The 26317-nt window shown below is 41.3% G+C and carries 22 protein-coding genes; 12 read left to right on the plus strand and 10 right to left on the minus strand.

Annotated elements, in window-relative coordinates; genetic code table 11:
• Window positions 1-14 precede the first annotated feature (14 nt).
• The 3 genes from infB to rimP all read right to left on the minus strand — a co-directional run bounded on the left by infB (window position 15) and on the right by rimP (window position 4937).
• Window positions 15-3083: a translation initiation factor IF-2 gene (gene infB, locus FN831_RS16800; RefSeq protein ID WP_142529347.1), complete on the minus strand. Its 3069-nt coding sequence runs from the start codon at window positions 3081-3083 to the stop codon at window positions 15-17.
• Window positions 3084-3234: 151 nt separating this feature from the next.
• Window positions 3235-4470: a transcription termination factor NusA gene (nusA, locus tag FN831_RS16805; RefSeq protein WP_090555589.1), complete on the minus strand. Its 1236-nt coding sequence runs from the start codon at window positions 4468-4470 to the stop codon at window positions 3235-3237.
• Between the two features lie 2 nt (window positions 4471-4472).
• A complete protein-coding gene (gene rimP, locus FN831_RS16810; protein ID WP_142529348.1) occupies window positions 4473-4937 on the minus strand; it encodes a ribosome assembly cofactor RimP in 465 nt (154 codons plus the stop codon).
• A gap of 276 nt (window positions 4938-5213) precedes the next feature.
• On the opposite strand from rimP, the gene FN831_RS16815 reads away from it, so the two are divergent.
• The gene (locus tag FN831_RS16815) at window positions 5214-6200 is read left to right on the plus strand and encodes an Rpn family recombination-promoting nuclease/putative transposase (RefSeq protein WP_142529429.1); all 987 of its coding nucleotides are present in this window, start codon (window positions 5214-5216) and stop codon (window positions 6198-6200) included.
• A 54-nt stretch (window positions 6201-6254) separates the two neighbouring features.
• Here FN831_RS16815 and FN831_RS16820 read toward each other — a convergent pair whose 3' ends face one another.
• Complete coding sequence (locus FN831_RS16820) at window positions 6255-6602, minus strand: hypothetical protein (RefSeq protein WP_142529349.1); 348 nt, start codon at window positions 6600-6602, stop codon at window positions 6255-6257.
• A 105-nt stretch (window positions 6603-6707) separates the two neighbouring features.
• Between FN831_RS16820 and FN831_RS16825 the strand changes: the two genes are divergently transcribed.
• The gene (locus tag FN831_RS16825; protein WP_142529350.1) at window positions 6708-7052 is read left to right on the plus strand and encodes a phage holin family protein; all 345 of its coding nucleotides are present in this window, start codon (window positions 6708-6710) and stop codon (window positions 7050-7052) included.
• Window positions 7053-7265: 213 nt separating this feature from the next.
• On the opposite strand, the gene FN831_RS16830 is transcribed toward FN831_RS16825, so the two are convergent.
• From FN831_RS16830 to panC, 3 genes are all read right to left on the minus strand, one after another.
• Window positions 7266-8405 carry an acyl-CoA dehydrogenase gene (locus FN831_RS16830; RefSeq protein ID WP_142529351.1) on the minus strand — a complete coding sequence of 380 codons (1140 nt, stop codon included), beginning with the start codon at window positions 8403-8405 and terminating at the stop codon, window positions 7266-7268.
• Between the two features lie 115 nt (window positions 8406-8520).
• Window positions 8521-8871: an aspartate 1-decarboxylase gene (gene panD, locus FN831_RS16835; RefSeq protein ID WP_142529352.1), complete on the minus strand. Its 351-nt coding sequence runs from the start codon at window positions 8869-8871 to the stop codon at window positions 8521-8523.
• A 44-nt stretch (window positions 8872-8915) separates the two neighbouring features.
• Window positions 8916-9755, minus strand: a complete 840-nt coding sequence (gene panC / locus FN831_RS16840) for a pantoate--beta-alanine ligase (protein WP_142529353.1) — start codon at window positions 9753-9755, stop codon at window positions 8916-8918.
• Between the two features lie 151 nt (window positions 9756-9906).
• Between panC and FN831_RS16845 the strand changes: the two genes are divergently transcribed.
• Window positions 9907-10731: a glycogen/starch synthase gene (locus FN831_RS16845; RefSeq protein WP_246101590.1), complete on the plus strand. Its 825-nt coding sequence runs from the start codon at window positions 9907-9909 to the stop codon at window positions 10729-10731.
• A gap of 23 nt (window positions 10732-10754) precedes the next feature.
• Window positions 10755-12299 (plus strand): DUF4270 domain-containing protein, encoded by a 1545-nt coding sequence (locus FN831_RS16850; RefSeq protein ID WP_142529355.1) that lies wholly within the window; start codon window positions 10755-10757, stop codon window positions 12297-12299.
• A gap of 73 nt (window positions 12300-12372) precedes the next feature.
• On the opposite strand, the gene FN831_RS16855 is transcribed toward FN831_RS16850, so the two are convergent.
• Both FN831_RS16855 and mutY read right to left on the minus strand, forming a co-directional pair.
• A complete protein-coding gene (locus tag FN831_RS16855; RefSeq protein WP_142529356.1) occupies window positions 12373-12798 on the minus strand; it encodes a single-stranded DNA-binding protein in 426 nt (141 codons plus the stop codon).
• A gap of 14 nt (window positions 12799-12812) precedes the next feature.
• Window positions 12813-13862, minus strand: a complete 1050-nt coding sequence (mutY, locus tag FN831_RS16860) for an A/G-specific adenine glycosylase (protein ID WP_142529357.1) — start codon at window positions 13860-13862, stop codon at window positions 12813-12815.
• A 256-nt stretch (window positions 13863-14118) separates the two neighbouring features.
• On the opposite strand from mutY, the gene FN831_RS16865 reads away from it, so the two are divergent.
• The 4 genes from FN831_RS16865 (at window position 14119) to radA (ending at window position 18586) form a co-directional block, all read left to right on the plus strand.
• Window positions 14119-14421, plus strand: a complete 303-nt coding sequence (locus FN831_RS16865) for an HU family DNA-binding protein (RefSeq protein WP_041883022.1) — start codon at window positions 14119-14121, stop codon at window positions 14419-14421.
• Window positions 14422-14431: 10 nt separating this feature from the next.
• Window positions 14432-15292, plus strand: coding sequence for a tetratricopeptide repeat protein (locus tag FN831_RS16870; protein ID WP_185960515.1), 861 nt, complete (start codon window positions 14432-14434; stop codon window positions 15290-15292).
• Between the two features lie 254 nt (window positions 15293-15546).
• A complete protein-coding gene (locus FN831_RS16875) occupies window positions 15547-17097 on the plus strand; it encodes an Rne/Rng family ribonuclease (RefSeq protein ID WP_142529359.1) in 1551 nt (516 codons plus the stop codon).
• Between the two features lie 112 nt (window positions 17098-17209).
• Window positions 17210-18586 carry a DNA repair protein RadA gene (radA, locus tag FN831_RS16880; protein WP_142529360.1) on the plus strand — a complete coding sequence of 459 codons (1377 nt, stop codon included), beginning with the start codon at window positions 17210-17212 and terminating at the stop codon, window positions 18584-18586.
• Window positions 18587-18648: 62 nt separating this feature from the next.
• Here the strand turns inward: radA and carB are convergent, their stop codons facing one another.
• The gene (gene carB, locus FN831_RS16885; protein WP_142529361.1) at window positions 18649-21465 is read right to left on the minus strand and encodes a carbamoyl-phosphate synthase large subunit; all 2817 of its coding nucleotides are present in this window, start codon (window positions 21463-21465) and stop codon (window positions 18649-18651) included.
• Window positions 21466-21741: 276 nt separating this feature from the next.
• Between carB and FN831_RS16890 the strand changes: the two genes are divergently transcribed.
• The 4 genes from FN831_RS16890 to FN831_RS16905 all read left to right on the plus strand — a co-directional run bounded on the left by FN831_RS16890 (window position 21742) and on the right by FN831_RS16905 (window position 26285).
• Window positions 21742-22263, plus strand: coding sequence for a hypothetical protein (locus FN831_RS16890; protein WP_142529362.1), 522 nt, complete (start codon window positions 21742-21744; stop codon window positions 22261-22263).
• 171 nt (window positions 22264-22434) lie between these two features.
• Complete coding sequence (gene pnuC / locus FN831_RS16895) at window positions 22435-23055, plus strand: nicotinamide riboside transporter PnuC (protein ID WP_142529363.1); 621 nt, start codon at window positions 22435-22437, stop codon at window positions 23053-23055.
• Window positions 23052-23594 carry an AAA family ATPase gene (locus tag FN831_RS16900; RefSeq protein ID WP_142529364.1) on the plus strand — a complete coding sequence of 181 codons (543 nt, stop codon included), beginning with the start codon at window positions 23052-23054 and terminating at the stop codon, window positions 23592-23594. The genes pnuC and FN831_RS16900 overlap by 4 nt, the downstream gene beginning before the upstream one ends.
• A 240-nt stretch (window positions 23595-23834) precedes the next feature.
• Window positions 23835-26285 carry a TonB-dependent receptor gene (locus tag FN831_RS16905; RefSeq protein WP_142529365.1) on the plus strand — a complete coding sequence of 817 codons (2451 nt, stop codon included), beginning with the start codon at window positions 23835-23837 and terminating at the stop codon, window positions 26283-26285.
• Window positions 26286-26317 lie beyond the last annotated feature (32 nt).

Genomic DNA, 26317 nt, shown 5'->3' on the forward strand with positions numbered 1-26317 from the left:
AATATTTATTAAACTTAGAGTTTTCTTTTTACCTCTACTTGCTCGTAAGCTTCAACGATATCGCCAACTTCAATGTTGTTGAAATTCTGAATATTCAAACCACATTCGTAACCTCTGGCTACTTCTTTAACATCATCTTTATAACGTTTCAGCGAAGCCAGTTCACCTGTATAAACTACAACCCCATCTCTAACGATACGGATCTTGCTGTTACGTGTGATTGTTCCATCCAGTACCATACAACCTGCAATGGTACCAACTTTGGTGATTTTAAAGGTATCCCTGATCTCAACGTTAGCCGTAATTTTCTCCTGGAATTCAGGAGCAAGCATACCTTCCATCGCCGCCTTGATCTCATTGATCGCATCGTAGATGATAGAATACAGACGGATATCGATTTGTTCAGCCTCAGCAAGTTTCCTTGCACCTGAAGACGGACGAACCTGGAATCCGATAATGATCGCATCAGAAGCAGATGCCAGCAATACATCAGATTCAGATATCTGACCCACCGCTTTACTAATGATATTGATTTGTATCTCCTCAGTTGAAAGTTTCAGCAGTGAATCCGCTAATGCTTCAATCGAACCATCTACGTCACCTTTAACAATCAGGTTAAGTTCTTTAAAGTTACCGATCGCTAAACGACGGCCAATCTCATCAAGTGTGATATGTTTCTGTGTTCTCAAGCCCTGTTCGCGCATCAATTGTAAACGTTTGTTTGCAATCTCTCTCGCTTCAGATTCATTTTCTACCGCATTGAATTTATCACCTGCGGTTGGAGCACCCTGCATACCCAATACCTGTACCGGTACTGAAGGACCTGCCTGGTCTACCTTTTGGCCACGTTCGTTAAACAGTGCTTTTACACGACCGCTATAACTACCCGCAAGAATCGGATCACCAACTTTTAATGTACCTGCCTGTACCAGAACTGTAGTTACGATACCACGGCCCTTATCAAGAGTAGCTTCAATTACACTACCTGTTGCACGTTTATCAGGATTCGCTGTTAATTCTAACAGTTCAGCTTCTAACAATACTTTATCTAACAGGGCATCTACGTTCAATCCGCTCTTACCAGAAATTTCCTGCGACTGGAACTTACCGCCCCAATCTTCAACAAGAATATTCATGATTGATAACTGCTCACGGATCTTATCAGAATTCGCTCCTGGTTTGTCAATTTTTGTAAAGGCAAACACTAGAGGAACACCAGCTGCCTGAGCATGGCTGATTGCCTCTTTTGTTTGTGGCATCACAGCGTCGTCTGCAGCAATAACGATAATTGCAATATCTGCAACCTTCGCACCACGTGCACGCATCGCCGTAAAGGCTTCGTGACCCGGTGTATCAAGGAAAGTAACTTTTTTCCCTGTTGGCGTGGTTACCATATAGGCACCAATATGCTGGGTAATACCCCCGGCTTCACCAGCTACAACGTTTGCTTTCCTGATATAATCCAGCAATGAGGTCTTACCATGATCTACGTGACCCATGATCGTAACTACCGGTGCTCTTGGGATTAAATCTTCCGGCTCGTCCGCTTCTTCAATAATACTGTCACCTTCATCATCAGGTTTCACGAATTGAATTTCGTAACCAAATTCATCAGCAACAATAGTTAAAGTTTCTGCATCTAAACGCTGATTAATGGATACAAACATACCCAAGCTCATACATGTACCTATAATTTTAGTTACCGGTACATCCATCATACTTGCTAATTCATTAGCCGTAACAAATTCTGTTACTTTTAATACTTTGGACTGAGATTCCAGCTCCATTGCTGCTTCTTCAGCAGAAAGGGCTACATCATCACGTTTACCACGGCGCAATTTCGCACGTTGTGCAAACTTACCTGATTTACCAGCTCCGCTTAAACGTGCAAGCGTAGCTTTAATCTGGTCTTGTATTTCTTTTTCCGTAGGTTCTTCTTTAGGCCCGCCGGTTGTACCAGGCTTGCTGTTTCTAAAGTTAGGCCTGTTGGCTGTATTATTTGTGTTGTTCCTGAAATCAGGTCTGTTGGTAAATGTTGGTGCTCCGGCAGGTCTTGCAGGCGTAGCCGGCGTAGTACTCCCTCCAGCACCTTGCTGTCCGGCAGGGGCCTGATGACCTCCGGCTTGCGGATGTTGTCCAGGTGCTCCCGGAGTCTTTTTACGCTTGCGTTTTCTTTTCGCATCATTACTTTCAGCTGAAGAAGCCACAGGCTGTGATTTCCGCTCAGGTGTTGTAGGCAAGACAATTTTCCCAATGATATTTGGTCCGGAAAGTTTCACCGAACGCGCTTTGATCACCTCAACTTCGTCAGGCTTATCAGGTTTTGGTGCTACTACATCTTTAACCGGTTCTGCTTTAACAACTGGTGATTCCACAGGTATAGGTTTTTCTTCTATTTTTACTTCTTCCGCTGGTTTAACCACTTCAGCTTTAACTTCAGCAGGCTGTTCAACTGGTTTCTCAACCGGTTTAACTTCCTCCTGAACTGCTTTCGGGGCTTCCGGAATAACTTCTACAGGTTTTTCTGCCGGAATAGACGCAGCAGCAGGAGCAGCCGGTTCTTCAGTTTTAGCAACTTCAGGCGCCGGAACTTCTTCTTTCTTAGCAGGACGTGTTTTCGAGTTTAAATCGTCAAGGTTGATTTTACCTACGATTTTAACACCTTTCAATGTTCCTTCTTCAACCTTTTCAGGTTCCTTCTCTGCCGCAACTTCTTTAAGGGGTTGTGCAGGCACTTCTTCCTTGTGTTTCTCAACAGGAGGTGTATAGGAATGAAGGTTCTTGATTAAGATCCCTTCGTTTTCAAATTCAACATTCTTTCTGGGTGCTTCAGCAACTTTTTCAGTTACTTCAGGCTCATCACGACGAATTTTACCAATGACAATTTGATTGGCTTCTTCCTTTACGATTTTATCACCCTGAAACTCCTTCAATAATGCATTATACATATCTCGGGAGAGTTTGGTAGTGGGTTTATTCTCAACAGAAAAGCCTTTCTTTTCTAAAAACTCAACGGCCGTAGCTATCCCTACGTTAAGTTCCTTAACTGCTTTGAATAAAATTATTGGTTTGTCGTCTGACATTGATCTCCTATTTTTACTTAATTCTTATACAAAAGTAACGTTTATTCTTGTTTTTTCATCAGTACAAATTGTTTTTTATCAGTATGAAGATCGCAAATTCCATGCAATCTTCATCCGTATGTATTTGTTTTTTAATTGATCAAGTTAACGCTTACTCAAATTCTGACTGAAGGATACTGATGACTTCTTTAATCGTCTCTTCTTCCAGGTCAGTTCTTTTTACTAATTCATCTACTGATAAAGCCAGTACACTTCTTGCAGTATCACAACCAATTGCTTTCAATTCGTCGATGATCCAGCTATCGATTTCATCTGAGAATTCTTCGATATCCACATCCTCATCTTCTTCACCAGCTTCACGGTACACATCAATCTCATAACCAGTTAATTTACCGGCAAGTTTGATATTGTGTCCGCCACGGCCAATTGCAAGTGAAACCTGATCAGGTTTCAGATAAACTGAAGCATGTTTAGTAACATCATCAAGCTTAATCGAAGTGATCTTGGCAGGACTTAAAGCCCTGGTAATATACAATGATATGTTATTGGTGAAATTGATTACATCAATGTTCTCATTTTTCAGTTCTCTCACGATTCCATGGATACGTGATCCTTTCATACCTACACAGGCGCCTACAGGATCAATCCTGTCATCGTAAGACTCTACGGCAACCTTTGCACGCTCGCCAGGTTCACGAACAATCTTTTTAATGGTGATTAAACCGTCAAAAATCTCAGGAACTTCAATTTCGAACAAACGCTGCAGGAATTCAGGAGCGATCCTTGAAATAATGATCTTAGGTGTACTGTTCATCATATCCACCTTTAAAATCACCGCACGTACGGTATCGCCTTTTTTGAAATAATCAGCAGGTATCTGTTCTGTCTTAGGCATCATCAACTCATTGCCTTCGTCATCGAGTACCAGTGTTTCTTTTTTCCAGACCTGGTAAACTTCACCTGTTACGATCTCACCAACCCTGTCCTTATATTTCTTAAAGATTTCGTCTTTCTCTAATTCAAGCACTTTTGAAACAAGCGTCTGGCGGGCGGCTAAAATAGCCCTTCTTCCAAAACTCTCTAAAGTGATCTGCTCAATGTAGTCGTCTCCAACTTCCATATCTGCATCCAGTTGTTTCACCTCTGCAAGTTCAATTTCCAGATCATCATCTTCAGAAAAGCCGTCTTCCATTACTTTTCTTGTACGCCAGATCTCCAAATCACCATTGTCAGGGTTTACAATCACATCACAATTCTCATCAGTGCCATATTTCTTACGCAGCATACTGCGAAATACCTCTTCCAGCACACTGATTACCGTAGGACGGTCGATGTTCTTGAATTCTTTGAATTCTTGAAATGAATCGATTAAATTAATATTGCTCATTTTTATTTAAATGAAATTAAAACCTTTGTTTCTATTATCTTATCAAAGTCAATACTGGTTTCAACCAGTTGTGCCTTTTTACCCTTTTCTTTCACTTTAGCTTCTATAATTATAGCGCTATCGTTCATTTCCAGCAATTTACCTTCCATGATTTCTCCACCTGTCAGTTTTACGCTCAAATCACGTCCAATATTCTTTTGATATTGTCGCTTTAGCTTTAAGGGTTCGCCAACACCAGGAGAAGATACCTCAAGGTTATAAGCTTTTTCTATTGTATTCTCTTCTTCCAGATGAAACCCAACATGTCTGCTGATTGCGGCACAATCCTGTATACTGATCCCTTCATCACCATCCACATGAATTATTAGTTTGTTGTTCGGCAACATCTTTACCTCAACCAAAAATAACTCCGGTCTGTCCGAAATCTTTTCCTCTATTAATTCTATTACTCTCTTCTCTACTTGCATAAACCAATTTGCGGATAAAAGAAAAGAGGGGACATCTGCCCCCTCTTACCTTCTATTTCAGTGCAAATGTAAGAATTTTATTTCAAAAATAAAAACGCATTTTATATCCGTAAGTCATCACTAGTGTATTCACTAATTTACACATTCATTTCTAAATTTTGATAAATGGCAATAAAATTTTTTCACAGGATCAAAAAACGTAAAATAAAGCCAAAAGTTAATTTTAAATATATTAAATTAACTTTATATGTTTGTTTCGTAATAGATGAGCAACATATGATACAATCAGCAACACGTTTTATTGATCCGTTAAGCGACTTTGGATTTAAACATATATTTGGTTCTGACTCAAATAAGGAAATACTGATTAACTTTCTAAACCAATTATTCAACGGTCAAAAGGAAATTAAAGATCTGACCTATAGTCCTACTGAACATGGGGGAGACCTCAAAGATTCGAAGAGAGTATTCTTTGACTTTCTCTGTACTGGACACCAGGGTGAACAATTCATCATTGAAATGCAAAGGGGAGAACAAAAAAACTTTCGTGACCGGGCAGTATTTTACACCTCCAGATTAATCAATGAACAGTTGCCGAGAGGGAGCAACCATTGGAATATTGATTTGAAGGAAGTCTTTCTGGTTGCTATTCTTGGTTTCAATTTTAAAGACAGCAATCCAGACCAATACCTGCATGATATAGCATTAACCAACACTCACACCGGAGAAATTTTTTACCACAAGTTGAACTACAAATTTCTGGAATTACCTAAACTTGTAAAGACAGAAACCGAACTGGAAACAGATCTTGACCGTTGGCTGTTTCTTTTGAAACACATGGCAGATCTTAAAAAAGAACCTGTTGGGTTGGATGATGGCATTTTTAAAAAAGTATTTAAGATCGCTGAAATTAGCAATTTAACAAGGGAGGAAAAAGAAATGTATGATTCAAATTTAAAAGCTCAGTGGGATTATGAAAACTCCATTGCATATGCAAAGGAGAGAGCTGCAGAAGAAGGGCGAAAAGAAGGCCTTCAAAAAGGTATCGAGGAAGGCATTGCGAAAGGCATTGAGCAGGGCATTGAGAAAGGATTGGAGCAAGGATTGGAGCGAGGATTAGAGCAAGGATTAGAGAAAGGATTAGAGGAAGGCCAGCACAAAAAATCCATGGAAATTGCTATCCGGATGAGAAAGGAAAAGATGCCCCTCGATATGATCGCAAGACTCACGAACCTCTCATTTTCAGAAATAGAGAAACTTTAACCGTTGTATATGTGATTGCTAACGAGACAGATAACCAGACATATGTACCAGGACTTAGCGTTTGAGTATAACTTCCTGCGGTTTCACCTTATGATCTAGTTTTCCGGTCAGCATCATGCCCGCATTACCAAATTTTGCGTTCAGGAAAGATATCACCAGATAACTTTTTCCTTTGGCAAATGAAACATGCGGATGAAAGACGATGACGCTGTCTCCAACAACCACCTTACCTGCAAAAGACTGTTCTACACCAGTCGAATCATCTTCAGAAGGCAATTCTAAAACAGAGATAATATCTGAATATGCGGTATCAATATTTGGGGTATTTTTAAGCTGGTATAATCCGGCAGGGTCAACCCCTGTAAAAACCAGTGCATCACTGTCTGGCGAAAATCTGATCATTACTGGCTTATTATTTGCAGGCGAACAGGAAATCAAACACACCATTATTGTGAATACCAGCGGTAATATTATCAGGTATTTATACATGCTATAAAACTAAACATTATGAGGTTTATTATTGAAATTTTATTGATGGGATTGGCAATGCTGCTGGGCTCATATCTTGTCCCTGGCGTGCATATAGCGGGATTTGGAACAGCTATTATTGCAGCAGTCCTGATTGCACTGGCTAATGCTACCATAGGAATGATACTTCGGCTGCTGACATTTCCGATTAATTTCCTAACCCTAGGGCTGATGTCTTTTATTATTACCGTATTAATGATCCTTTTAGTAGACAGTATAATGACAGGGTTCAATACCAGCGGATTCTTTGCAGCAGCATTTTTAGCAATAGTAGTGGCCTTGATCAAAGCCGTCTTCGGAGCTATTGCAGGAAGCGATGATTAAACAATTCACAAACCAGCTCTCCAATATAACTTCAAGGGACTATGCCCGGAGTTTGCCCTGGACAAGAGCACCACTACTGCACTACCACTGCACTACAAGAGCACCATTTCCCCAGTAATCAGTGCTCTTGTAGTGCGGCTGTAATCCTCCCGGGGTGCTATCACTCAAAGCAAGCTCCGGACAAAAGCAAAATGAACTACGCGCATGACTGATCTATCTGAGTATTTCCCTCGAAATCACCAGTTGCTGAATCTCGGAAGTACCTTCATAGATCTGGGTAATCTTGGCATCCCGCATTAAGCGCTCCACATGATACTCTTTCACGAAACCATATCCGCCATGAACCTGGACAGCCTCAACTGTCACATCCATCGCAACCTTGGAAGCATATAGTTTTGCCATAGAACCCGCAAGCGTGTAAGAAAGCCCCTGATCCTTTAACCAGGCAGCCTTGTAAACCAGCATTCTTGCAGCTTCAATCTGCGTAGCCATATCTGCAAGTTTAAAAGCAATGACCTGATGATCAGAAATCGGTTTACCAAAAGATTTCCTCTGCTTAGCATAAGCCAGTGCAAGTTCATATGCTCCGGCTGCAATACCCAGGGCTTGTGCGGCTATACCAATCCGTCCGCCTTCCAGCGTTTTCATCGCAAACTTAAAGCCGAAGCCATCTTCGCCGATCCTGTTTTCTTTTGGGACTTTCACATCGTCAAACATCAGGGAGTGCGTATCTGATCCGCGTATGCCCATTTTATTTTCTTTGGGACCTACACTAAAACCTTCCATCCCTTTTTCTACGATGAAAGCATTGATTCCTTTATGTTTGAGTTCGGGATGAGTTTGAGCAATCACAAGGTATGTAGAGGCTGTGCCACCATTGGTGATCCAGTTCTTTGTTCCGTTTAACAGATAATAATCGCCCTTATCCTCAGCTGTAGTATGCTGTGAAGTAGCATCGGAGCCAGCTTCTGGCTCTGAAAGACAAAACGCACCAATTTGCTGTCCTGATGCCAGGGGCACAAGATACTTCTCCTTTTGAAATTCGGAGCCGTAAGCTTCCAGTCCGTAACAAACAAGTGAGTTATTTACAGAGACCACCACTGAAGCTGATGCATCGATTTTGGAAAGCTCTTCCATTACCAGCACATAAGACAAAGCATCAAGCCCGCTTCCGCCATATTGCTCCGAGACCATCATCCCTAAGAAGCCGAGTTCTCCCAGTTTCGCCACCTGCTCGGCAGGAAACTTTTGTTTCTCATCCCTTTCGATCACACCGGGCTTTAGCTCATGCTCTGCAAAGTCCCGGGCAGCCTGCCGGATCATCAATTGTTCTTCACTTAATTGAAATAGCATAATAATTATATCTAGCAAAATACATTTGACCAAATTTAGTATTTCCATTCGGAATTACTATGGTTGCATAGTATTTTTACTGCAAGCTTATTATACCCCAAGAATAAATTAAGATTTACTTCAGAAGACGATTGTTGTCATCCGGGAATACCAGGATTGGGTTGTACTTTTTAGCTTCCTCTACAGGCAATGAGCCATAAGACATAATAATTAATATATCACCAACCTGCACAAGCCTGGCTGTTGCACCGTTAAGACATACAGTTCCGGTACCACGTTCACCTTTGATCACATACGTCTCAAACCGGGCACCATTATTATTATTAACAATCTGCACCTTTTCATTGGCAATGATCTGGGCCGCATCCATCAGGTCTTCATCGATAGTAATACTGCCTACATAATTCAATTCAGCCTGTGTTACCCTAACACGGTGTATTTTCGATTTTAATATCTCGATAATCATGAGGCAAAGTTAGATAAAGTTTGTTTGATTTATTCTAAATGATGTCAGTTAAGGATCATGTTATCAATCAGGCGGGTTTCACCTACCTTGGCAGCAACCAGGGCAACCAGCTGTTTCGAATCCTTTTCGCATTCAGGAAGAAGGGTTTCTGTATCGGCTATTGTAAAGTAATCAAGTGTAACTCCTTCGGTCGCATTGATCATCTGCTTAGCCTGATCAAGAAGATCATCGATGCTGTCAGTAGCAAAATGATCTGTTACATACTGTAGCGCGCGACTAAGAACGAGTGCATTCTTTCTGTCGGCAGCCGATAAGTGGATATTCCTGGAGCTCATCGCCAGACCGTCTTCTTCCCTGATGATGGGGCAGGATATGATTTGTAAGCCAAGGCCAAAATACGCAACCATATTACGGATCATCAGCACCTGCTGAAAGTCCTTCTGGCCAAAAAAGGCAAGATCCGGATCAACGGCATCAAAAAGTTTTTTAACAATCTGCGTTACTCCCTGATAATGTCCTTTTCTAAATTCACCTTCCAGCACAAATTCTGCGCTGCCCAGATCAATATGCCATTGCTCCGGCACGGGATACATTTCCTTTACCGAAGGCATAAATACATAGTCACATCCCGCTTCCTGTAACATTTCAATATCATGTTCTAAGGGACGGGGGTATTTCTCAAGGTCTTTAGGGTCGGTAAATTGAGTGGGGTTCACAAAAATACTACATACTACTATATCTGCATTTTGCTGAGCGATCTTAATCAGAGAGACGTGTCCTTTGTGCAAAGCGCCCATTGTGGGCACCAAGGCAATCTTTTGTTTAGCCAATTTACTTGGCTGCAGCAGCATTTTTAATGCTGCTATCGTATTTATAACTTCCAAACCGAGCTTTAATATTTCCGTGTGCAATTTGGGTATTTATATAATACCAACAAAACATCGGGCCAAGATATTGATAAATTTGAATAAATTGCTTACCTTTGCCCCTTGATTATCTTTTCTTTAACATAAATATTTATTCACAAATATGGAGATGGCAAAAACGAAGCTACTGATTGTTACACACGAGATGTCGCCTTTCCTCGAACTTACCAAAATTTCAGAGATTACCCGTCAGTTACCACAGGCAATGCAGGAAAAAGGATTTGAGATCCGCATTCTGATGCCAAGGTTCGGCAATATTAATGAAAGAAGGAACAGATTACACGAAGTAATTCGTTTATCGGGGATGAACATCATGATTGATGATAATGACAACCCTCTGATTATCAAGGTCGCGTCAATCCCAGCAGCACGTATGCAGGTTTACTTTCTGGACAATGAAGATTATTTCCAGCGTAAGCACGTATTCAGAGATAAGGAAAGTAAGTTTTATGCAGACAACGACGAAAGAACAATCTTCTTTTGCAAAGGTGCACTGGAAACTGTTAAAAAACTAGGCTGGGCACCGGATATTGTGCATTGTCATGGATGGATGACCTCTCTGGTTCCTGTATACATCAAGACCTCTTATAAAAACGATCCGACTTTCAAAAACTCTAAGGTAGTTTACTCAGTTTATGAGAGTTGCTTTACCGAAACTTTAAATGAAGACCTGCACAAAAAGGCCGTGATGAACAACATGACCGCAGAAGACACTAAAGTATTCGAAAACCCAACTTCCAGTACCTTACACATTGGTGCGATAACTTACTCTGACGCAGTAGTTTTAGCGGATGAAAACATTGAAGACAATGTGTTAAAATTTGTTAAAGATTCTAATAAACCAACTTTAGCTTTTAATTTAACCGAAAATTTCGAGAACTTCTATTCGTTGTACGAAGAGATCTCGAGTGAAGAATTGGTTTCAATCGCATAAACTCAGGTATTATTAAATTAAATATGAAATTTTCAAAACTAGACTTATTGACCCTGTTGATAAGTCTTTTTCTTTTTTCGTCTTGTAAAGACTCAAGCAGCATCGGATTAGATGTAGATGGTACTACTGCCATTACAGGAACACTTCTTGATACGGTTACTGTAACATCCAGAACTGTTAAAGACGATCCTACACAAACTTTTTACGGAGCAGGCTCAACTGCCAATCCAACGAGATACCCTCTTGGAATGATGACGGATGCCATCTTCGGAAAAACCACGGCAAGCCTTGCTATGTCGGTAAACCTTCCTTCTTCTACTGCCACCAGTTTTAGTACTACTCCTGTAACTATTGATTCGGCAGTGCTGGTACTGGCATTTTCAACAGACTCTGTCTACGCCAGAAGACGAGAATTTTATGGGGACAGCACAGCTAATTATAATATCACCGTGAGCCAGCTTGCAGAAAACCTGTCTACACAAGGTTCATGGTTAAGCACTAAAACTTATGCGGCAGGAGATGTACTCGGTACATATTCTGGTATACTAAAACCAAACACCAAAGGTAAAGTAACTACAATTGTTACTGGTGGCGCTGATACGCTGATTAAAACAGTTCCGCAGATCAGGATTAAGCTGAGCGCGGATCTTATTAAAACCAAAATAGCAATGCTGGATTCGCTGAGCCTTACCACAGATGCAAAATTCAATGCCGCATTCAGGGGATTAAAAGTGACAGCAACAACAACTGGTAACGGCAGTATGATGTTCCTGGATTTTGCGAGCGGTACATCTAACCTCGAAGTTTATTATAAACAACAGAACGCAACGACCACAACCCAGATCGACACCATTTACAAAGCATTTGCAATCAGCACATCGGTTAATCCTGTGGCAGCGACAGTTGTACATGATTATGCCAATACTCCGGTTGCAACACAGATCAATACCCCAGGTGAATATCAGGTAACTTACCTGCAGGCCATGAATGGTATCAGGACTAAAATTGCCTTTCCTGGTTTAAAAAATCTGGTTACAAACCTGGGATCTAAAATAGTGATCAACAAAGCAGAACTGGTGATTGACAGCAGTGATCCTGCAGATTCTATTCCATTTAAAATACCACCACGCCTGGCGATGTACAGACTTGATATCGCTGGCCAGAGACAGAATATTGCAGATAATAATCCTTATTCGTCATCCAATACATCCGGTGATCAGCGTGTCTCAACTTCAGGAGTTTCATTTGATGGTTTCTACAGGTTTATCAAAAGCGGATATCTTCAGAACAGCTATTCCTTCAACATTACTAACTATGTTCAGGATTTAGTAGACGGAAAAACAATTGACTATGGAACTTATATTGCTCCTATTTCAACTATTGCTACCCCTGTATCTTTTCTGAACAGCACAGGACAGCTTACTGCAGCAGCTTCAGCACCTGCATTAGCAAACTATGCTTATCCAACTCAAACCTCAGCAGGAAGGGTTGTCATCGGATCTTTCAATAATACCAATAACAGGAAGATCAGGCTAAACATTTATTACGTAAAAACAGGCACGAAATAACAAATCAAACATTACAAAACAGAAAAGGCCGCTTCAATTTAATTGAGCGGCCTTTTCTGTTTGATATCCACTGTTAAAACGGCAGGTCTCCGGACACCTCTTCAGCATCAAGATATTCATTCTCGCTCTTTGGAGTTGCATTGCTGTGCACAGGAGTATTCTCAAAATCACTCTTGCGGCCAAGAATTGTAAAATTTTCTGCAACAACTTCTGTAACATATTTTTTTACTTTCTCCCTGTCTTCAAACGATCGCGTTCTCAGTTTCCCTTCTATATAAACGAGTTTACCTTTTTGTAAATATTTGGATGCTACCTCAGCCAGTCCTCTCCACAGCACTATATTATGCCATTCCGTTTGCTCCACCCGCTTGCCGTCTTTATTATAAGTTTCTGACGTAGCTAACGGAAAGCTGGCAACGGTTACACCACCATCTAAGTGACGAACTTCAGGATCCTTGCCTAAATGTCCTACTAAAATTACTTTGTTAATACCTGACATGAATTTGGAGTTTACTATTCGTTAAAATAGTTGTTAATAAATTTGGTTAGAATTGTTGGTTGCGGAAGTTGGTCAAAGTCGGCCCATGAGACCCACTTTGCTTCTGCGTTAATATTAAAGTTAATGATATAATTATTTAAAGCAAAAAACTGAACGTATATAATTTGGTGTGTCAACAAATGTTTGACTTCCATCAACGGAAGAATAGTAACATTTTTACCAAAGTTTTGTTTAACCTTATTAATAAATTGTTCATCATTAACACTGGCAGCCTCAGTAGTTTCAATGTTCGGAAAATCAAATAAGTGCTGCCAGATGTCTTGGTAAATCCTTTTATTAACTAAAATATTATCGCCATCGCGACAGATAAAATAGTTGATGTGACGGGTCTTTACAGTCAGCTTCCTGAGCTTAACGGGAAGCACAGAAATTAAATTATTATTTTTTGCATAACAGGAAACCTGCAGCGGACAGGACGGGCAATCGGGAGATTTTGGTTTGCACTGCAGGGCGCCGAATTCCATAATTGCCTGATTGTATAATGCCGGGTCTTCCAAATGAATTAAAGATTGTGCCAGTTCGGAGAATTGTTTTTTACCGCCGGTACTGTTAATCGGCGTATCAATTCCAAAATACCTTGATAGCACCCTGAACACATTTCCATCCAGAACAGCTTTAGCCTCCCCCGAAGAAAAAGAAGAAATAGCAGCAGCGGTGTATTCCCCTATACCTTTGAGCCGGATCAGGTCACTGTACCGTACAGGAAAAACACCGTCATGAAGTTCCATGATCTGTCTTGCAGTAAACAACATATTCCGTCCCCTGGAGTAATAGCCCAGTCCCTGCCATAACTTAAGGATCTCTGTCTCAGTGGCGGCAGCAAAATCCAGTACCGTAGGGTATGCTTCGAGAAACCTGTTAAAGTAGGGCATTCCCTGCTCTACGCGCGTCTGCTGCAGGATAATTTCGGATAGCCATATGATATAGGCGTCCTGCGTATCTCTCCATGGAAGGCTTCTTTTGTTGCTTAAATACCAATTTATAATCTCTTGCTGAAACGCCATAACTCCAAAAGTACATTCTAATCCAGAAATTATTCAAAATTTAATATTTACACCGCATAAATTTCACATTGGAATTACCGAAATGCAAAGTTACGTGAAGCAGGTCTGGAGTCATTTTTTTTAAAACTTGCAATTCGCTGATATAAATTCACATAAATAATTGATCTTTTATTTTCCTATCTCATTAAAAAGCAATACTTTTGCAACCCCAAATCACTTATAAATATTAAACACACAACAATTAATAATAGAAAATATGACTAAGGCAGATATTATTTCAGAAATATCAACAAAAACAGGAATTGAGAAAGTAGATGTACAAGAAACCGTTGAGGCGTTTTTCAAAGTGATCAAAAGTAGCATGATCGGTGGAGAGAACGTATACGTGAGAGGTTTTGGAAGTTTTGTTGTTAAAAAGAGAGCACAGAAAACAGCCAGAAATATTTCTAAAAACACTGCAATCATTATCCCTGAGCATTTTGTACCAAGCTTTAAACCAGCAAAAGTATTTGTTGATAAAGTGAAAAACAATTCAAAAAAACTAAGCGTAGAAGCTTAATCTGCTCATCATGAACAAAACCCGGTCTAAACAAATCATTATAATTGGAGCAGTTGCACTGCTTTCGGTTTTTTTGTTTACCAGAGATATTAAGGGTTTAGTGAAGCCGAAGCAGGCTACTACCGGCGTTCCCGCGGGTGGGCAACTGACTTCAGCAGGGAGTACTATTAATTTGACAGAGGTTTCTACCGCTGCAAAAAATTCAATCAATGCCAACTTAGCTGCAGAAATTACTACATTGGAAAATGCATACAATACTGCATCGGATGATGAAAAGAATAATGCAGCAAAGGTTCTGGCAGAGAAATGGGACGACGTTGAGCAGACTGTACCGAGCGCGTTATATCTGGAAATCATTGCCGCAAGAGAGAAAAACCTGAATAGCTGGTTGGCCGCTGGCGGCAGGTTGATGAAAGCTTTTGACAATACCCAGGATAGTTTAATCTCTCCTGTATTGTTACAGAAAGCAAATACAGCGTATACGAATGCTGTTGCACTGGATTCAACAAATCTTGAAGCTAAAACCGGCCTCGGTGTTACCATTGTTAATGGAATGGGCGCCCCAATGTCAGGGATAGCAATGTTACTGGACGTAGTGAAAAAAGATCCTAAGAACCTCAAGGCAAATATGAGCCTTGGTACCTTTGCGATCAAATCAGGACAGTTCGACAAAGCAATTACAAGGTTCAATGATATCATCGCCATAAAGCCATCACCAGATGCTTATTTTTATCTGGCTACAGCTTATGAGAACCTTGGCAAAAACAAGGAAGCAGTTGATGCTTACCTGAACAGTAAAAAACTGGCAGCCAATGCTACCTTGTCTAATTTTATCGACAAGAAGGTTAAAGAGCTGAACACCAAAAACTAATAAACAGATTATCAAAATATTTAAAACTTACAAATTATGCCAAGCGGTAAAAAAAGAAAAAGACATAAAATGGCTACCCACAAACGTAAAAAACGTTTAAGAAAAAACAGACATAAGAAAAAATAGTTTTTCTTTACGATCAACGGATGATAGATACAGGATTTACTCTTTGTATCTATTGTTCGTTGATTTGTTTTTTTATTTATTCAGTCCATGTGTTTAATAAGGGAGTATTCCCTTAAAATGTATAGCTTTTGGTAAAGGAATTAATTATCGATTCATCTCCCACGGGAGTAACCATAGCTTTGATTGAAGATAAACAACTTGTAGAACTTCATAAGGAACAGATTAACACAAACTACGCCGTAGGCGACATTTATTTAGGCCGCATAAAAAAGATTATGCCGGGACTAAATGCTGCGTTTGTAGATGTTGGTTATGAGAAAGATGCTTTTTTGCATTATTTCGATCTTGGTCCGCAAGTTCAATCTTTATTGAAGCTTACAAAAATTAAGCGGAATGGCACTGTTAGTGGAACATTATTAGACAATTTAAAGCTTGAAGCCGATATCAATAAGGCTGGCAAAATATCTGAAGTTGTCTCCAAAAACATGCTTATACCTGTTCAAATAGCCAAAGAGCCTATTTCAACTAAAGGACCGCGTTTAAGCTCTGATCTATCTATTGCAGGACGGTACATTGTGCTGGTCCCATTTTCTAATGTAATTTCTATTTCAAAAAAGATTAAAAGCAATACCGAACGTAATCGTTTAAAAAAGATTATTGAAAGTATCAAGCCTAAAAATTTTGGTGTCATCATCAGGACTGTTTCTGAAGGTAAGGGAGTAGAAGAATTACAGAAAGACCTTTTGGATTCTGTTTCCAAGTGGAGCACATTTATTAAAAAATTGCCCGAAGCAGAACCATCCAAACGTGTTTGGGGAGAAATGGACCGTACATCAACACTGATCCGCGATATTTTAAGTTCAGACTTCACCAATGTTTATGTGAACGATGCCGGCCTCTATGAGGATATCCGTTCTTATGTTCATGAGATTTCTCCGGAAATGGAGAAAATTGTAAAACCTTACAAACATAAGGAACCAATATTCGATCATTTTGGCATCGAGAAGCAAATTAAAAATGGTTTCGGTAAGACGGTAAACCTTGCGGGTGGTGCTTACCTCGTTGTTGAACACACGGAAGCACTACACGTAGTAGATGTAAACAGTGGTAACAGAACTGCTAACAAAGAAAATCAGGAAGACAATGCGCTTCAGGTAAACAAGGAAGCAGCAAAAGAAATTGCACGCCAGCTGAGGCTGCGTGATATGGGCGGAATTGTGGTCATCGATTTTATCGATATGCACAAACCTGTTAACCGCAAAATGTTATTTGATTATCTCCGGGAACTGATGTTGCTGGACCGTGCAAAACACACTATTCTGCCGCCAAGTAAATTTGGCCTGGTACAGATCACACGTCAGCGTGTTCGTCCGGAAATGAATATCGTGACCAGCGAAGTTTGTCCGATGTGCCATGGTACAGGAGAGATCAAAGCAAGTATCGTTCTGATGGATGATATTGAGAGTAACATGAATTACATTTTAAGAGAGCAGAACGAAAAGAACATCACACTTTGTGTACATCCTTATATTGAAGCCTTCATCAAAAAAGGTATTTATTCATTACAATGGAAATGGTTCTTTAAATTCGGCCAGAAAATTAAAGTGAAGGCGGTTCCGTCTTACACATTAACAGAGTTCCATTTTATCTCTTCCAAAGACGAAGAAATAAAGCTGTAGAGCTCGTGTTCAAAACATCATAACCAAGCCTGGCCTGAATAAGCGCCGGGCTTAGTTATTTTACACCATTTCATTTATTAAATCAGTAAATTCGTTTTCTAAATCAAATCAGTTGGCTAAAATCAAATCAGCATATTTTTGTCAGAGTTGCGGCTATGAATCAGCAAAATGGCTGGGCAAATGCCCTTCCTGCAATTCCTGGAATACTTTTGTAGAAGAAGTAGTTGAAAAACCCGGAGCTAAAGTACCCGCCTGGGAAACCTCAGGATCGTCCAAAAGATCAAACAAACCAAACAAGCTGGCAGATATCGCTTCATCAACCGAGCAGAAGATCTCTACCAGCGACCTGGAGCTCGACCGTGTACTTGGGGGCGGACTTGTAGCGGGATCTGTCATCCTTATTGGTGGAGAACCAGGCATAGGAAAATCAACCCTGATGCTGCAGCTGGCCTTAAACATCGCAGGAAAAAAAGTATTGTACGTTTCGGGCGAGGAAAGTGAACAGCAAATCAAAATGCGCGCAGAGAGGATCACTAGCGCACCCACTGCAGATTGTTATATCCTTACCGAAACCTCAACACAGAACATATTCAAACAGATTGAAGCACTGGAACCAGATATTATTATCGTAGATTCCATTCAAACCCTGCATTCTGCACATATCGAATCTACCCCGGGCAGTGTCTCCCAGGTGAGAGAATGTACGGCAGAACTAATGCGCTTTGCAAAGGAAACAGATACGCCAGTATTCCTGATTGGCCATATCACCAAGGACGGAGCTATTGCCGGCCCGAAAATACTGGAACACATGGTTGATACCGTGTTACAGTTTGAAGGCGACAGGCATCACGTTTACCGTATTCTCCGTTCTGTAAAGAACAGGTTTGGGGCAGCGGCAGAACTGGGTATTTATGCAATGCACAGCGGTGGCTTAAGACAAGTGTCAAACCCCTCAGAAATCCTATTGTCGCAGCGCGATGAAGAGCTCAGTGGTATTGCGATTGCTGCTACTTTAGAAGGCGCCAGGCCGATGTTAATAGAAACACAGGCACTCGTCAGCATTGCCGCTTATGGAACGCCTCAGCGGTCTGCTACAGGCTTTGACACCCGTAGGATGAATATGCTGCTTGCCGTGCTGGAAAAACGATGCGGGTTCAGGCTCAGTACCCGGGATGTATTTTTGAATCTTGCAGGTGGGATCAAAGTGGAAGATCCAGCTATAGACCTGGCTATACTTGCCGCAATTATATCTTCACATGAAGATATTTCCATCTCCTCCAAGATCTGCTTTGCGGCAGAAGTGGGTTTATCCGGAGAAATCAGGGCAGTAAACCGTATTGAACAAAGAATCTCTGAAGCAGACAAATTGGGATTTGAACGCATTTTTGTATCCAGCTATAACCTGAAAGGCGTGGTTCTGGAGAAGTACAACATAGAGGTAACCGGCGTCAGCAAAATTGAAGATGTGTTTTCTTTATTGTTCGGCTAAGCTTCCGTAAAATAAAAAAGCCTGTAAGTCGGAACTTACAGGCTCTAATACATTTAAAGATATTATTTAGACAAGTACATTGATTTGTCTTTGTATAACTTTTTGAAATAAGGATCTTCCAGATCTTTGATGAAACGGATAGATTCTCCTGTCGATTTCATTTCAGGGCCAAGCTCCTTGGTTACCTCAGGGAATTTGTCGTAAGAGAACACCGGTTCTTTAATCGCATACCCTACCAGCTTGCGCTCGATAGTAAAATCCTTCAGTTTGTTTACACCTAACATGATCTTGGCAGCGATATTGATATATGGAACATCGTAAGCCTTAGCGATGAAAGGAACTGTTCTGGAAGCTCTTGGATTAGCTTCAATTACATATACCTTCTCATCTTTAACGGCAAACTGGATGTTTAACAAACCAATTACATTCAATGCTCTTGCAATTTTCTTAGAGTAAGTCTCCATGTCATTCATCACTTTCTCAGAAAGTCCAAATGGCGGTAATACAGCAAATGAATCTCCTGAGTGGATCCCGGCAGGCTCGATGTGTTCCATCAGACCTACAATGTGCACATCCTCGCCATCACTGATAGAGTCAGACTCAGTTTCTTCTGCCCTGTCAAGGAAGTGGTCAATCAGTACCCTGTTGCCCGGCAAATCACCCAGCAATTTCACTACTGCTTTTTCAAGGTCCTCATCATTGATCACAATGCTCATTCCCTGTCCGCCCAATACATAACTCGGACGTACAAGTACCGGGTATCCTACTTCATTTGCTACAACGATCGCTTCTTCAGCATTTTCTGCAACACCATATTTCGGATAAGGAATCTCAAGTTCTTTTAACAAGTCAGAGAAACGGCCGCGGTCTTCAGCGATGTCCATATCATTGTACGAAGTACCGATGATCTTAATACCGTTCTCCTGAAGCTTCTCAGCCATTTTCAGTGCTGTTTGTCCACCTAGCTGTACAATAACCCCTACAGGATTTTCCAGTTCGATGATCTCACGTACATGCTCCCAGAACACAGGCTCAAAGTATAGCTTGTCGGCCATGTTAAAGTCGGTAGAAACCGTCTCAGGGTTACAATTGATCATGATCGACTCAAATCCGCTTTCTTTGGCAGCAAGCAAACCATGTACACATGAGTAATCAAATTCGATACCCTGACCGATACGGTTCGGGCCTGATCCAAGTACGATGACCTTTTTCTTGTCTGAAGGGACAGATTCGTTTTCCTCTTCAAAAGTTGAGTAGTAATATGGCGTTTGTGCAGCAAATTCTGCAGCACAGGTATCAACCATTTTATACACGCGTCTGATCCCTAAAGATTTTCTGCGGTCATACACTTCATCCTCTGTTACATTACCCAGCAAATAAGCGATCTGGATATCAGAGAAGCCTTTTTGTTTCAGGTTAAAGAAGAAGTCTTTTGGTATATTATTTAACGAATAACGTTTTAATTCAGTTTCAAGGAATACCAGTTCCTGGATCTGTGAAAGGAACCATTTATCGATCCTGGTTACTTTACGGATAGACTCCAGTGGTACGCCCATGCTCATTGCATCCTTGATCAGGAACAAACGGTTCCAGCTTGCATGCTCAAGGCCATACATGATCTCTTCGATATTTCTGTTATGTCTGCCGTCAGCACCCAGTCCGGCACGTCCTACTTCAAGACTCTGACAGGCTTTCTGCAAGGCTTCGATAAAAGTACGGCCAATTGCCATCACCTCACCAACAGATTTCATCTGCAGGCCAAGCTCCATATTTGCACCTTTAAACTTATCAAAGTTCCATCTTGGTACTTTTACGATCACATAGTCCAGTGTAGGCTCAAAGTAAGCCGATGTAGTTTTTGTGATCTGGTTTTCAATCTCGTCCAGGTTATAACCTATGGCCAGCTTGGAAGCGATTTTAGCAATCGGGTACCCTGTTGCTTTACTTGCCAGTGCCGATGAGCGCGAAACCCTTGGGTTAATCTCGATAGCGATGATATCATCATTATCAGGATTTACGGAGAACTGAACGTTACATCCTCCGGCAAAATTACCGATGGCACGCATCATTTTGATTGCCTGGTTACGCATATCCTGGTAGCAGCTGTCAGACAGCGTCATGGCAGGAGCAACAGTGATCGAGTCGCCCGTATGGATACCCATCGGATCAAAATTCTCGATAGAACAGATGATGATCACATTGTCATTGCTGTCCCTCAGTAATTCAAGTTCATATTCTTTCCAGCCTAAAACTGCTTTTTCTACCAGCACTTCGTGTGTTGGAGAGGCTTCTAAACCACGTTTCAGGGCAGCATCAAATTCTTCTTTTTTATGGACAAATCCTCCACCAGAACCTCCTAATGTATATGAAGGACGGATTACCAGTGGATAACCTATTTGCTGTGCAGCTTCTTTACCTTCTAAAAATGAGTTGGCAATTTTTGAAGGTGCAACACCTACACCTATGTCTACCATTAACTGGCGGAAAGCTTCCCTGTTTTCAGTTTTCTCAATGGCCGCTACGTCAACACCAATGATCCTGACACCATATTTTTCCCATAAACCGTTTTCATCTGCCTCTACACAAAGGTTGAGGGCTGTCTGACCACCCATAGTAGGCAGTACAGCATCAATTTTGCGTTCCTGCAGAATCTGCTCTATAGAAGCTACTGTTAATGGTCTGAGATAAACATGATCTGCAATAACCTTATCAGTCATGATAGTTGCAGGATTGGAGTTGATAATTGAAACTTCAATTCCTTCTTCTTTTAAGGAGAGAGCGGCTTGAGATCCTGAGTAATCAAACTCACAGGCTTGGCCAATGATAATAGGTCCAGATCCGATGATCAATACTGAACGTATGGAGGTGTCTTTAGGCATAAGGCTTTAAAAAGTCTAAAGTATTGTAAGTAAAAAATGTGGTCTATTTTAGACCATGATAGCCGGCGAGATTGTTGTTGCTATGCTAAAGAATCCCGACTGTTCTGTCGGGATGCAAAGATACAGTTTTAGGCGACAAAAATTCAGATTTTTTAAAAAATGGATAAATAAGCGTTTAGCCTTAAAATGCATGTTCAGATCATGGTCATTATTTTCCACCACAGTACCTGCATTTACTTTTATTCGTTATTATTGAAAAATAAAAATTTAATTTTCATGAACAAAATGTTATTCTCAGCGCTCGCTGTTATGCTCTTATTCAGCGGATGCGGTACCGTACAATCAATTATCAAATCAAGTTTCCCTTACACCACTACCCTTGTTATCCCTGCTTCTTCAAAAAGCAATACCACATTATCAGCCAGCAGTACAGCAGGCAGTTTTGATGAGTCCCTCGGAAACGTAAACGGAAACCAGTATATAAAAGATGTAAAAATCGCCTCGGCAAGACTGATCGCCAGCAACCCAAACAATCAAAGCATGGGCATGTTTAAATCGGTGAAGGTGTTCATATCAAACGGTACAAGTGATGAGGTCATGGTAGCGTCACGAAACGATGTTTCTGAACATATTAACTCAGACCTCGTACTAGACATCGACAATTCACGTTTTTTTGATAAGTACATCAAAGGCAACACCCTCAAAGTCCGTATGGAATATGTACTGAGGGATAGTCTGAAAACTGATGTCAGCGTGAGGACCTCGCTGAGCTTTAGCGCTTCGCCGGGACACAAATAAAAGCATCCTCTGCAATTTATTGCATGAGGGTATTCTTCATAAATAGTTTGTTTGGTTTATTGTCCGGTAGAGGCGTTCACCTCTGCCGGATTTTTTCACAAAAAATCTTCTTCCCCAAACTGATATTGATATTCCTCCCAAAATTAATCAAAGGATAATTACATTTGGCATATGGTATCACTCGCAGAAGCGGTAAAGGACAGCATTGTACAATTTTTGACTCAGACAGGCTGGCTGGAATGGTGCGGGGTGTTTACCGGAATACTTTGTGTTTGGCTGGCGGCGAAAAATAACATCTTCAACTGGCCCATAGCCGTCATCAGTGTAATCATCTATATTTTCATTTTTTATGACAGCAAGTTATATGCAGATATGGGGCTGCAGGTCTATTTCCTGCTAATGAATGCCTATGGCTGGTACTTCTGGACTAAAAACAGAAAAAATAACACCACTCCAACACCTGTAAGCCAGATTACAGGAAAAGAAATAATCCTGTCAATAGCCGGGATAGTTGTATTTACCTTCATCCTGGGCTTTATTCTACGGCAGAATACTGATGCTGCATTTCCTTTTATTGACAGTTTTTGCACAGCCTGCAGCCTGATTGCCCAGGTATTCCTGGCCAGGAAAGTCCTGCAAAACTGGCTGATCTGGATATTTGTGGATATCATTTACGTAGGCGTATATGTATCTAAAGATTTGTATGCAACAGCCATTATGTATGCGCTTTACATATATATCGCATGGATGGGCTATAAAGAATGGAAAAACACTCTCACCGAAACAGCATGATCAGGAAGATAGCAATTGTAGGCCCGGAAAGCACGGGTAAATCCACACTCACCAAGTTACTCGCAAAACATTACGATACCCTCTGGGTAGCAGAATTTGCACGGTACTATTGTGCTGCCCTTACTGAACCCTGTACCATGCAGGATGAGATCAATATGTTCCATGGACAGGTAGCTCTTGAAGAATCTGTACTGGCTATGGCTGAAAAAGACTTTATCTTTTGTGATACCACATTTCTGACCGTCAAGATCTGGAGTGATGAAATGTTGGGCGAAAGCCCGCAAATTGTGCTGGATGCACTAACCGAAAGAACGTACGACTTGTACTTGCTGCTGGATATCGATTTGCCCTGGGAAGAAGATCCTTTGCGCGACTTCCCGCATATGCGTGAGCATTTTATGAGCATCTGGTACAAAGAGCTGCAAAACCTGGGTGCAAACTATGTACTGGTGGGCGGTATTGAAGACAGGTTTCAGAACGCAGTAGCCGCTATTGATCAATTCCTTACCGCATCAGGCAGTCCTGCAATGCGGTACTAAAAGCCACATTGCGCATTTTAATAAAAAATTAATACATTTGCCAATATCAAAAGGGGTGCCTTGTTTTGTAAAAAACACAAAGACAGGCTGAGATCAAACCCATTATTTGAACAGTTGAGTAATTCTTCTGATCAAATATGCACCTGATCCGGGTAATGCCGGCGTAGGGATTGGAGTTATGTTTAATTATGCTGTATTGCCCCTCTTTACAGCAGGTTTTACTAAAATGCAATAAATAAATTGAAAAAATTACTGACACTTGCAATAGCCGTATTGCTCACGCCTTTATTTACTAAAGCGCAGTTTACCATCTCAGGATCCGTATCCGAAAAATCAAATCAAACGCTTTTACCGGGAGCAACCATCCTCCTCAAAGGCATTGGCAAGGCCACAAAAAGTGATGCCACCGGCAAATACCAGATCAGCAATATCAAAGCCGGAAAATATATACTGATCACCAGCTATCTCGGATATGAAACCCTGCAGAAAGAAATTGAGCTGAACAGCGACCAAACGGTTAACCTGAACCTTGTGCCCTCTTCTTTCCTTGCGGATGAGGTAATCGTAATGGCTACAAGGGCCACAGAAAAATCAGGGACTACCTACCGGAATATCAGTAAATCCGAGATCACAGCCAATAACTTTGGCCAGGATCTCCCCTTTATCATCAACAATACCCCCGGGGTGGTAGTTACATCAGATGCCGGAGCCGGCGTGGGGTACACGGGAATCCGGATCCGCGGAAGTGACGCCACAAGGGTAAATGTTACCGTAAATGGTATTCCAATGAATGACTCCGAAAGCCAGGGAACATTTTGGGTAAATATGCCCGACTTTGCTTCCTCTGTCGAAAACATACAGATCCAGAGAGGGGTGGGAACTTCTACCAATGGCGCAGGCGCTTTCGGCGGAAGTTTAAATATCCAGACTTCAGCACCGGAATTAACGCCCTATGCGGAGGTCAATTCTACCTATGGCTCTTTCAATACCTTAAAGAATACTGTTAAATTGGGAACAGGACTGATTGATAATAAATTCAGCTTTGATGGCCGCCTTTCGCGAATCTCTTCTGACGGGTTCGTAGACCGTGGCGCTTCCTTACTGAAGTCCTATTTCCTGTCGGGCGCCTACCATGGCAAAACCGATCTGTTGCGCATCAATGTATTTTCTGGTACTGAAAAAACCTACCAGTCATGGAACGGAGTGCCTGAATCACGTCTGCGCGGAGATGTACAGGGGATGAACGATTATATCGTCAGGAACGGGCTTAACGAAGCTGACGCTGCTAACCTGCTGAACTCTGACAGCAGAAAATACAATTCATTCCTATATAAAGATCAGAATGATAATTATCAGCAGGATCATTACCAGTTATTATATGCCAAGCAACTGGGCGACAAATTTTCATTCAATGGTGCCCTGCATTATACCTACGGAAGGGGTTTCTACGAGGAATTTAAAAACGATCAGGAGTTCTCTTCCTATGGGCTGCCCAATCCCGTTATCAATGGTGCACCAGTAGAAACAACAGACCTCGTGCGCAGAAGATGGCTGAATAATGATTTCTACGGCGCTACCTATGCGTTTAATTATAAAGCCTCCTCTAATCTGAACTTTACACTTGGTGGTGCCTACAACGAATACCGCGGACAGCACTACGGGCAGGTGACATGGTCACAGGTATCTTCTACACTGAATAATTCCGATCATTATTATGATGGTGACGGCAACAAAAACGACTTCAATATCTTTGGAAAAGTAGCATATAACCCCGTTGAAAAACTCAGTTTGTTTGCAGATCTGCAGTACAGAAGGATCAAATATGATATCACAGGTAATGATAACGACCTCCTGCCGCTCAATATCCATGATCAGCTCAATTTCTTCAATCCCAAAGTAGGGGCAACCTATTTCGTAGACCCAAAAAGCAATATCTACGCTTCCCTGAGCCTTGCCAATAAAGAGGGCAACCGCGATGATTATGTAAATGCGAATGTGGGCACGCTCCCGCATCCCGAGCGCCTGTATGATGTAGAAGCAGGTTACAGGATCAAACATTCGGATTTCAGCGCAGGTGTAAATGTCTACGGCATGTTCTACGAAGATCAGCTTGTAGTAACCGGCAAATTAAGCGATGTGGGGGCCAGTATCCGCCAGAACGTTCCCAAAAGTTCAAGACTGGGTGTGGAATTTGACGGCTCATACACATTAAGCCGCTTTTTCCTGATCAATGCTAATGCTGCTTTCAGCAGGAACAAGATCAAGAACTTTTCCGAATATATTTTCAATTATGATACGAATACGGAAATCGTAAACAACTACAGCAACCCGGATATTTCTTTCTCTCCCAATACTGTCGTGTTTGGCGAACTGGTCTATAAACCAGTTGCCGGATTTGCCATAGCCTTGCAAAGCAAATATGTAAGCAAACAGTACATGGACAATACCCAAAACGAAAACAGAAAACTGAATGGTTACTGGATAAACAACGCACGGTTGGGTTACGACTTTAGCTTTAAAGGAGTAAAGAATATGAATATCGGATTACTGGCCAATAACATTCTCAATAAAAAATACGAGAGCAATGGTTATACCTACGGTTACCTTAGTGCTGGCAGCAGAACTGATGAAAACTTCTACTTTCCGCAGGCTGGAGCCAACTTTTTACTTTCTCTCAACGTTAAATTTTAATAAAGGCGTAGCTTCGCAGAAAAATACATCAG

This window comes from Pedobacter westerhofensis (genome assembly GCF_900182595.1).
Classification (GTDB): Bacteria; Bacteroidota; Bacteroidia; order Sphingobacteriales; family Sphingobacteriaceae; genus Pedobacter; species Pedobacter westerhofensis.

Bases quoted from the DNA above. Each gene is read 5' to 3' on its own strand.
- FN831_RS16890 (WP_142529362.1), top strand. From the start codon at position 21,742: ATGAACAAAATGTTATTCTCAGCGCTCGCTGTTATGCTCTTATTCAGC.
- FN831_RS16820 (WP_142529349.1), bottom strand. From the start codon at position 6,602: ATGATCAGATTTTCGCCAGACAGTGATGCACTGGTTTTTACAGGGGTT.
- FN831_RS16815 (WP_142529429.1), top strand. From the start codon at position 5,214: ATGATACAATCAGCAACACGTTTTATTGATCCGTTAAGCGACTTTGGA.
- FN831_RS16825 (WP_142529350.1), top strand. From the start codon at position 6,708: ATGAGGTTTATTATTGAAATTTTATTGATGGGATTGGCAATGCTGCTG.
- FN831_RS16850 (WP_142529355.1), top strand. From the start codon at position 10,755: ATGAAATTTTCAAAACTAGACTTATTGACCCTGTTGATAAGTCTTTTT.
- panD (WP_142529352.1), bottom strand. From the start codon at position 8,871: ATGATTATCGAGATATTAAAATCGAAAATACACCGTGTTAGGGTAACA.
- nusA (WP_090555589.1), bottom strand. From the start codon at position 4,470: ATGAGCAATATTAATTTAATCGATTCATTTCAAGAATTCAAAGAATTC.
- FN831_RS16900 (WP_142529364.1), top strand. From the start codon at position 23,052: ATGATCAGGAAGATAGCAATTGTAGGCCCGGAAAGCACGGGTAAATCC.
- FN831_RS16830 (WP_142529351.1), bottom strand. From the start codon at position 8,405: ATGCTATTTCAATTAAGTGAAGAACAATTGATGATCCGGCAGGCTGCC.
- FN831_RS16870 (WP_185960515.1), top strand. From the start codon at position 14,432: ATGAACAAAACCCGGTCTAAACAAATCATTATAATTGGAGCAGTTGCA.
- mutY (WP_142529357.1), bottom strand. From the start codon at position 13,862: ATGGCGTTTCAGCAAGAGATTATAAATTGGTATTTAAGCAACAAAAGA.
- pnuC (WP_142529363.1), top strand. From the start codon at position 22,435: ATGGTATCACTCGCAGAAGCGGTAAAGGACAGCATTGTACAATTTTTG.
- infB (WP_142529347.1), bottom strand. From the start codon at position 3,083: ATGTCAGACGACAAACCAATAATTTTATTCAAAGCAGTTAAGGAACTT.
- rimP (WP_142529348.1), bottom strand. From the start codon at position 4,937: ATGCAAGTAGAGAAGAGAGTAATAGAATTAATAGAGGAAAAGATTTCG.
- FN831_RS16845 (WP_246101590.1), top strand. From the start codon at position 9,907: ATGGCAAAAACGAAGCTACTGATTGTTACACACGAGATGTCGCCTTTC.
- FN831_RS16855 (WP_142529356.1), bottom strand. From the start codon at position 12,798: ATGTCAGGTATTAACAAAGTAATTTTAGTAGGACATTTAGGCAAGGAT.
- carB (WP_142529361.1), bottom strand. From the start codon at position 21,465: ATGCCTAAAGACACCTCCATACGTTCAGTATTGATCATCGGATCTGGA.
- FN831_RS16865 (WP_041883022.1), top strand. From the start codon at position 14,119: ATGACTAAGGCAGATATTATTTCAGAAATATCAACAAAAACAGGAATT.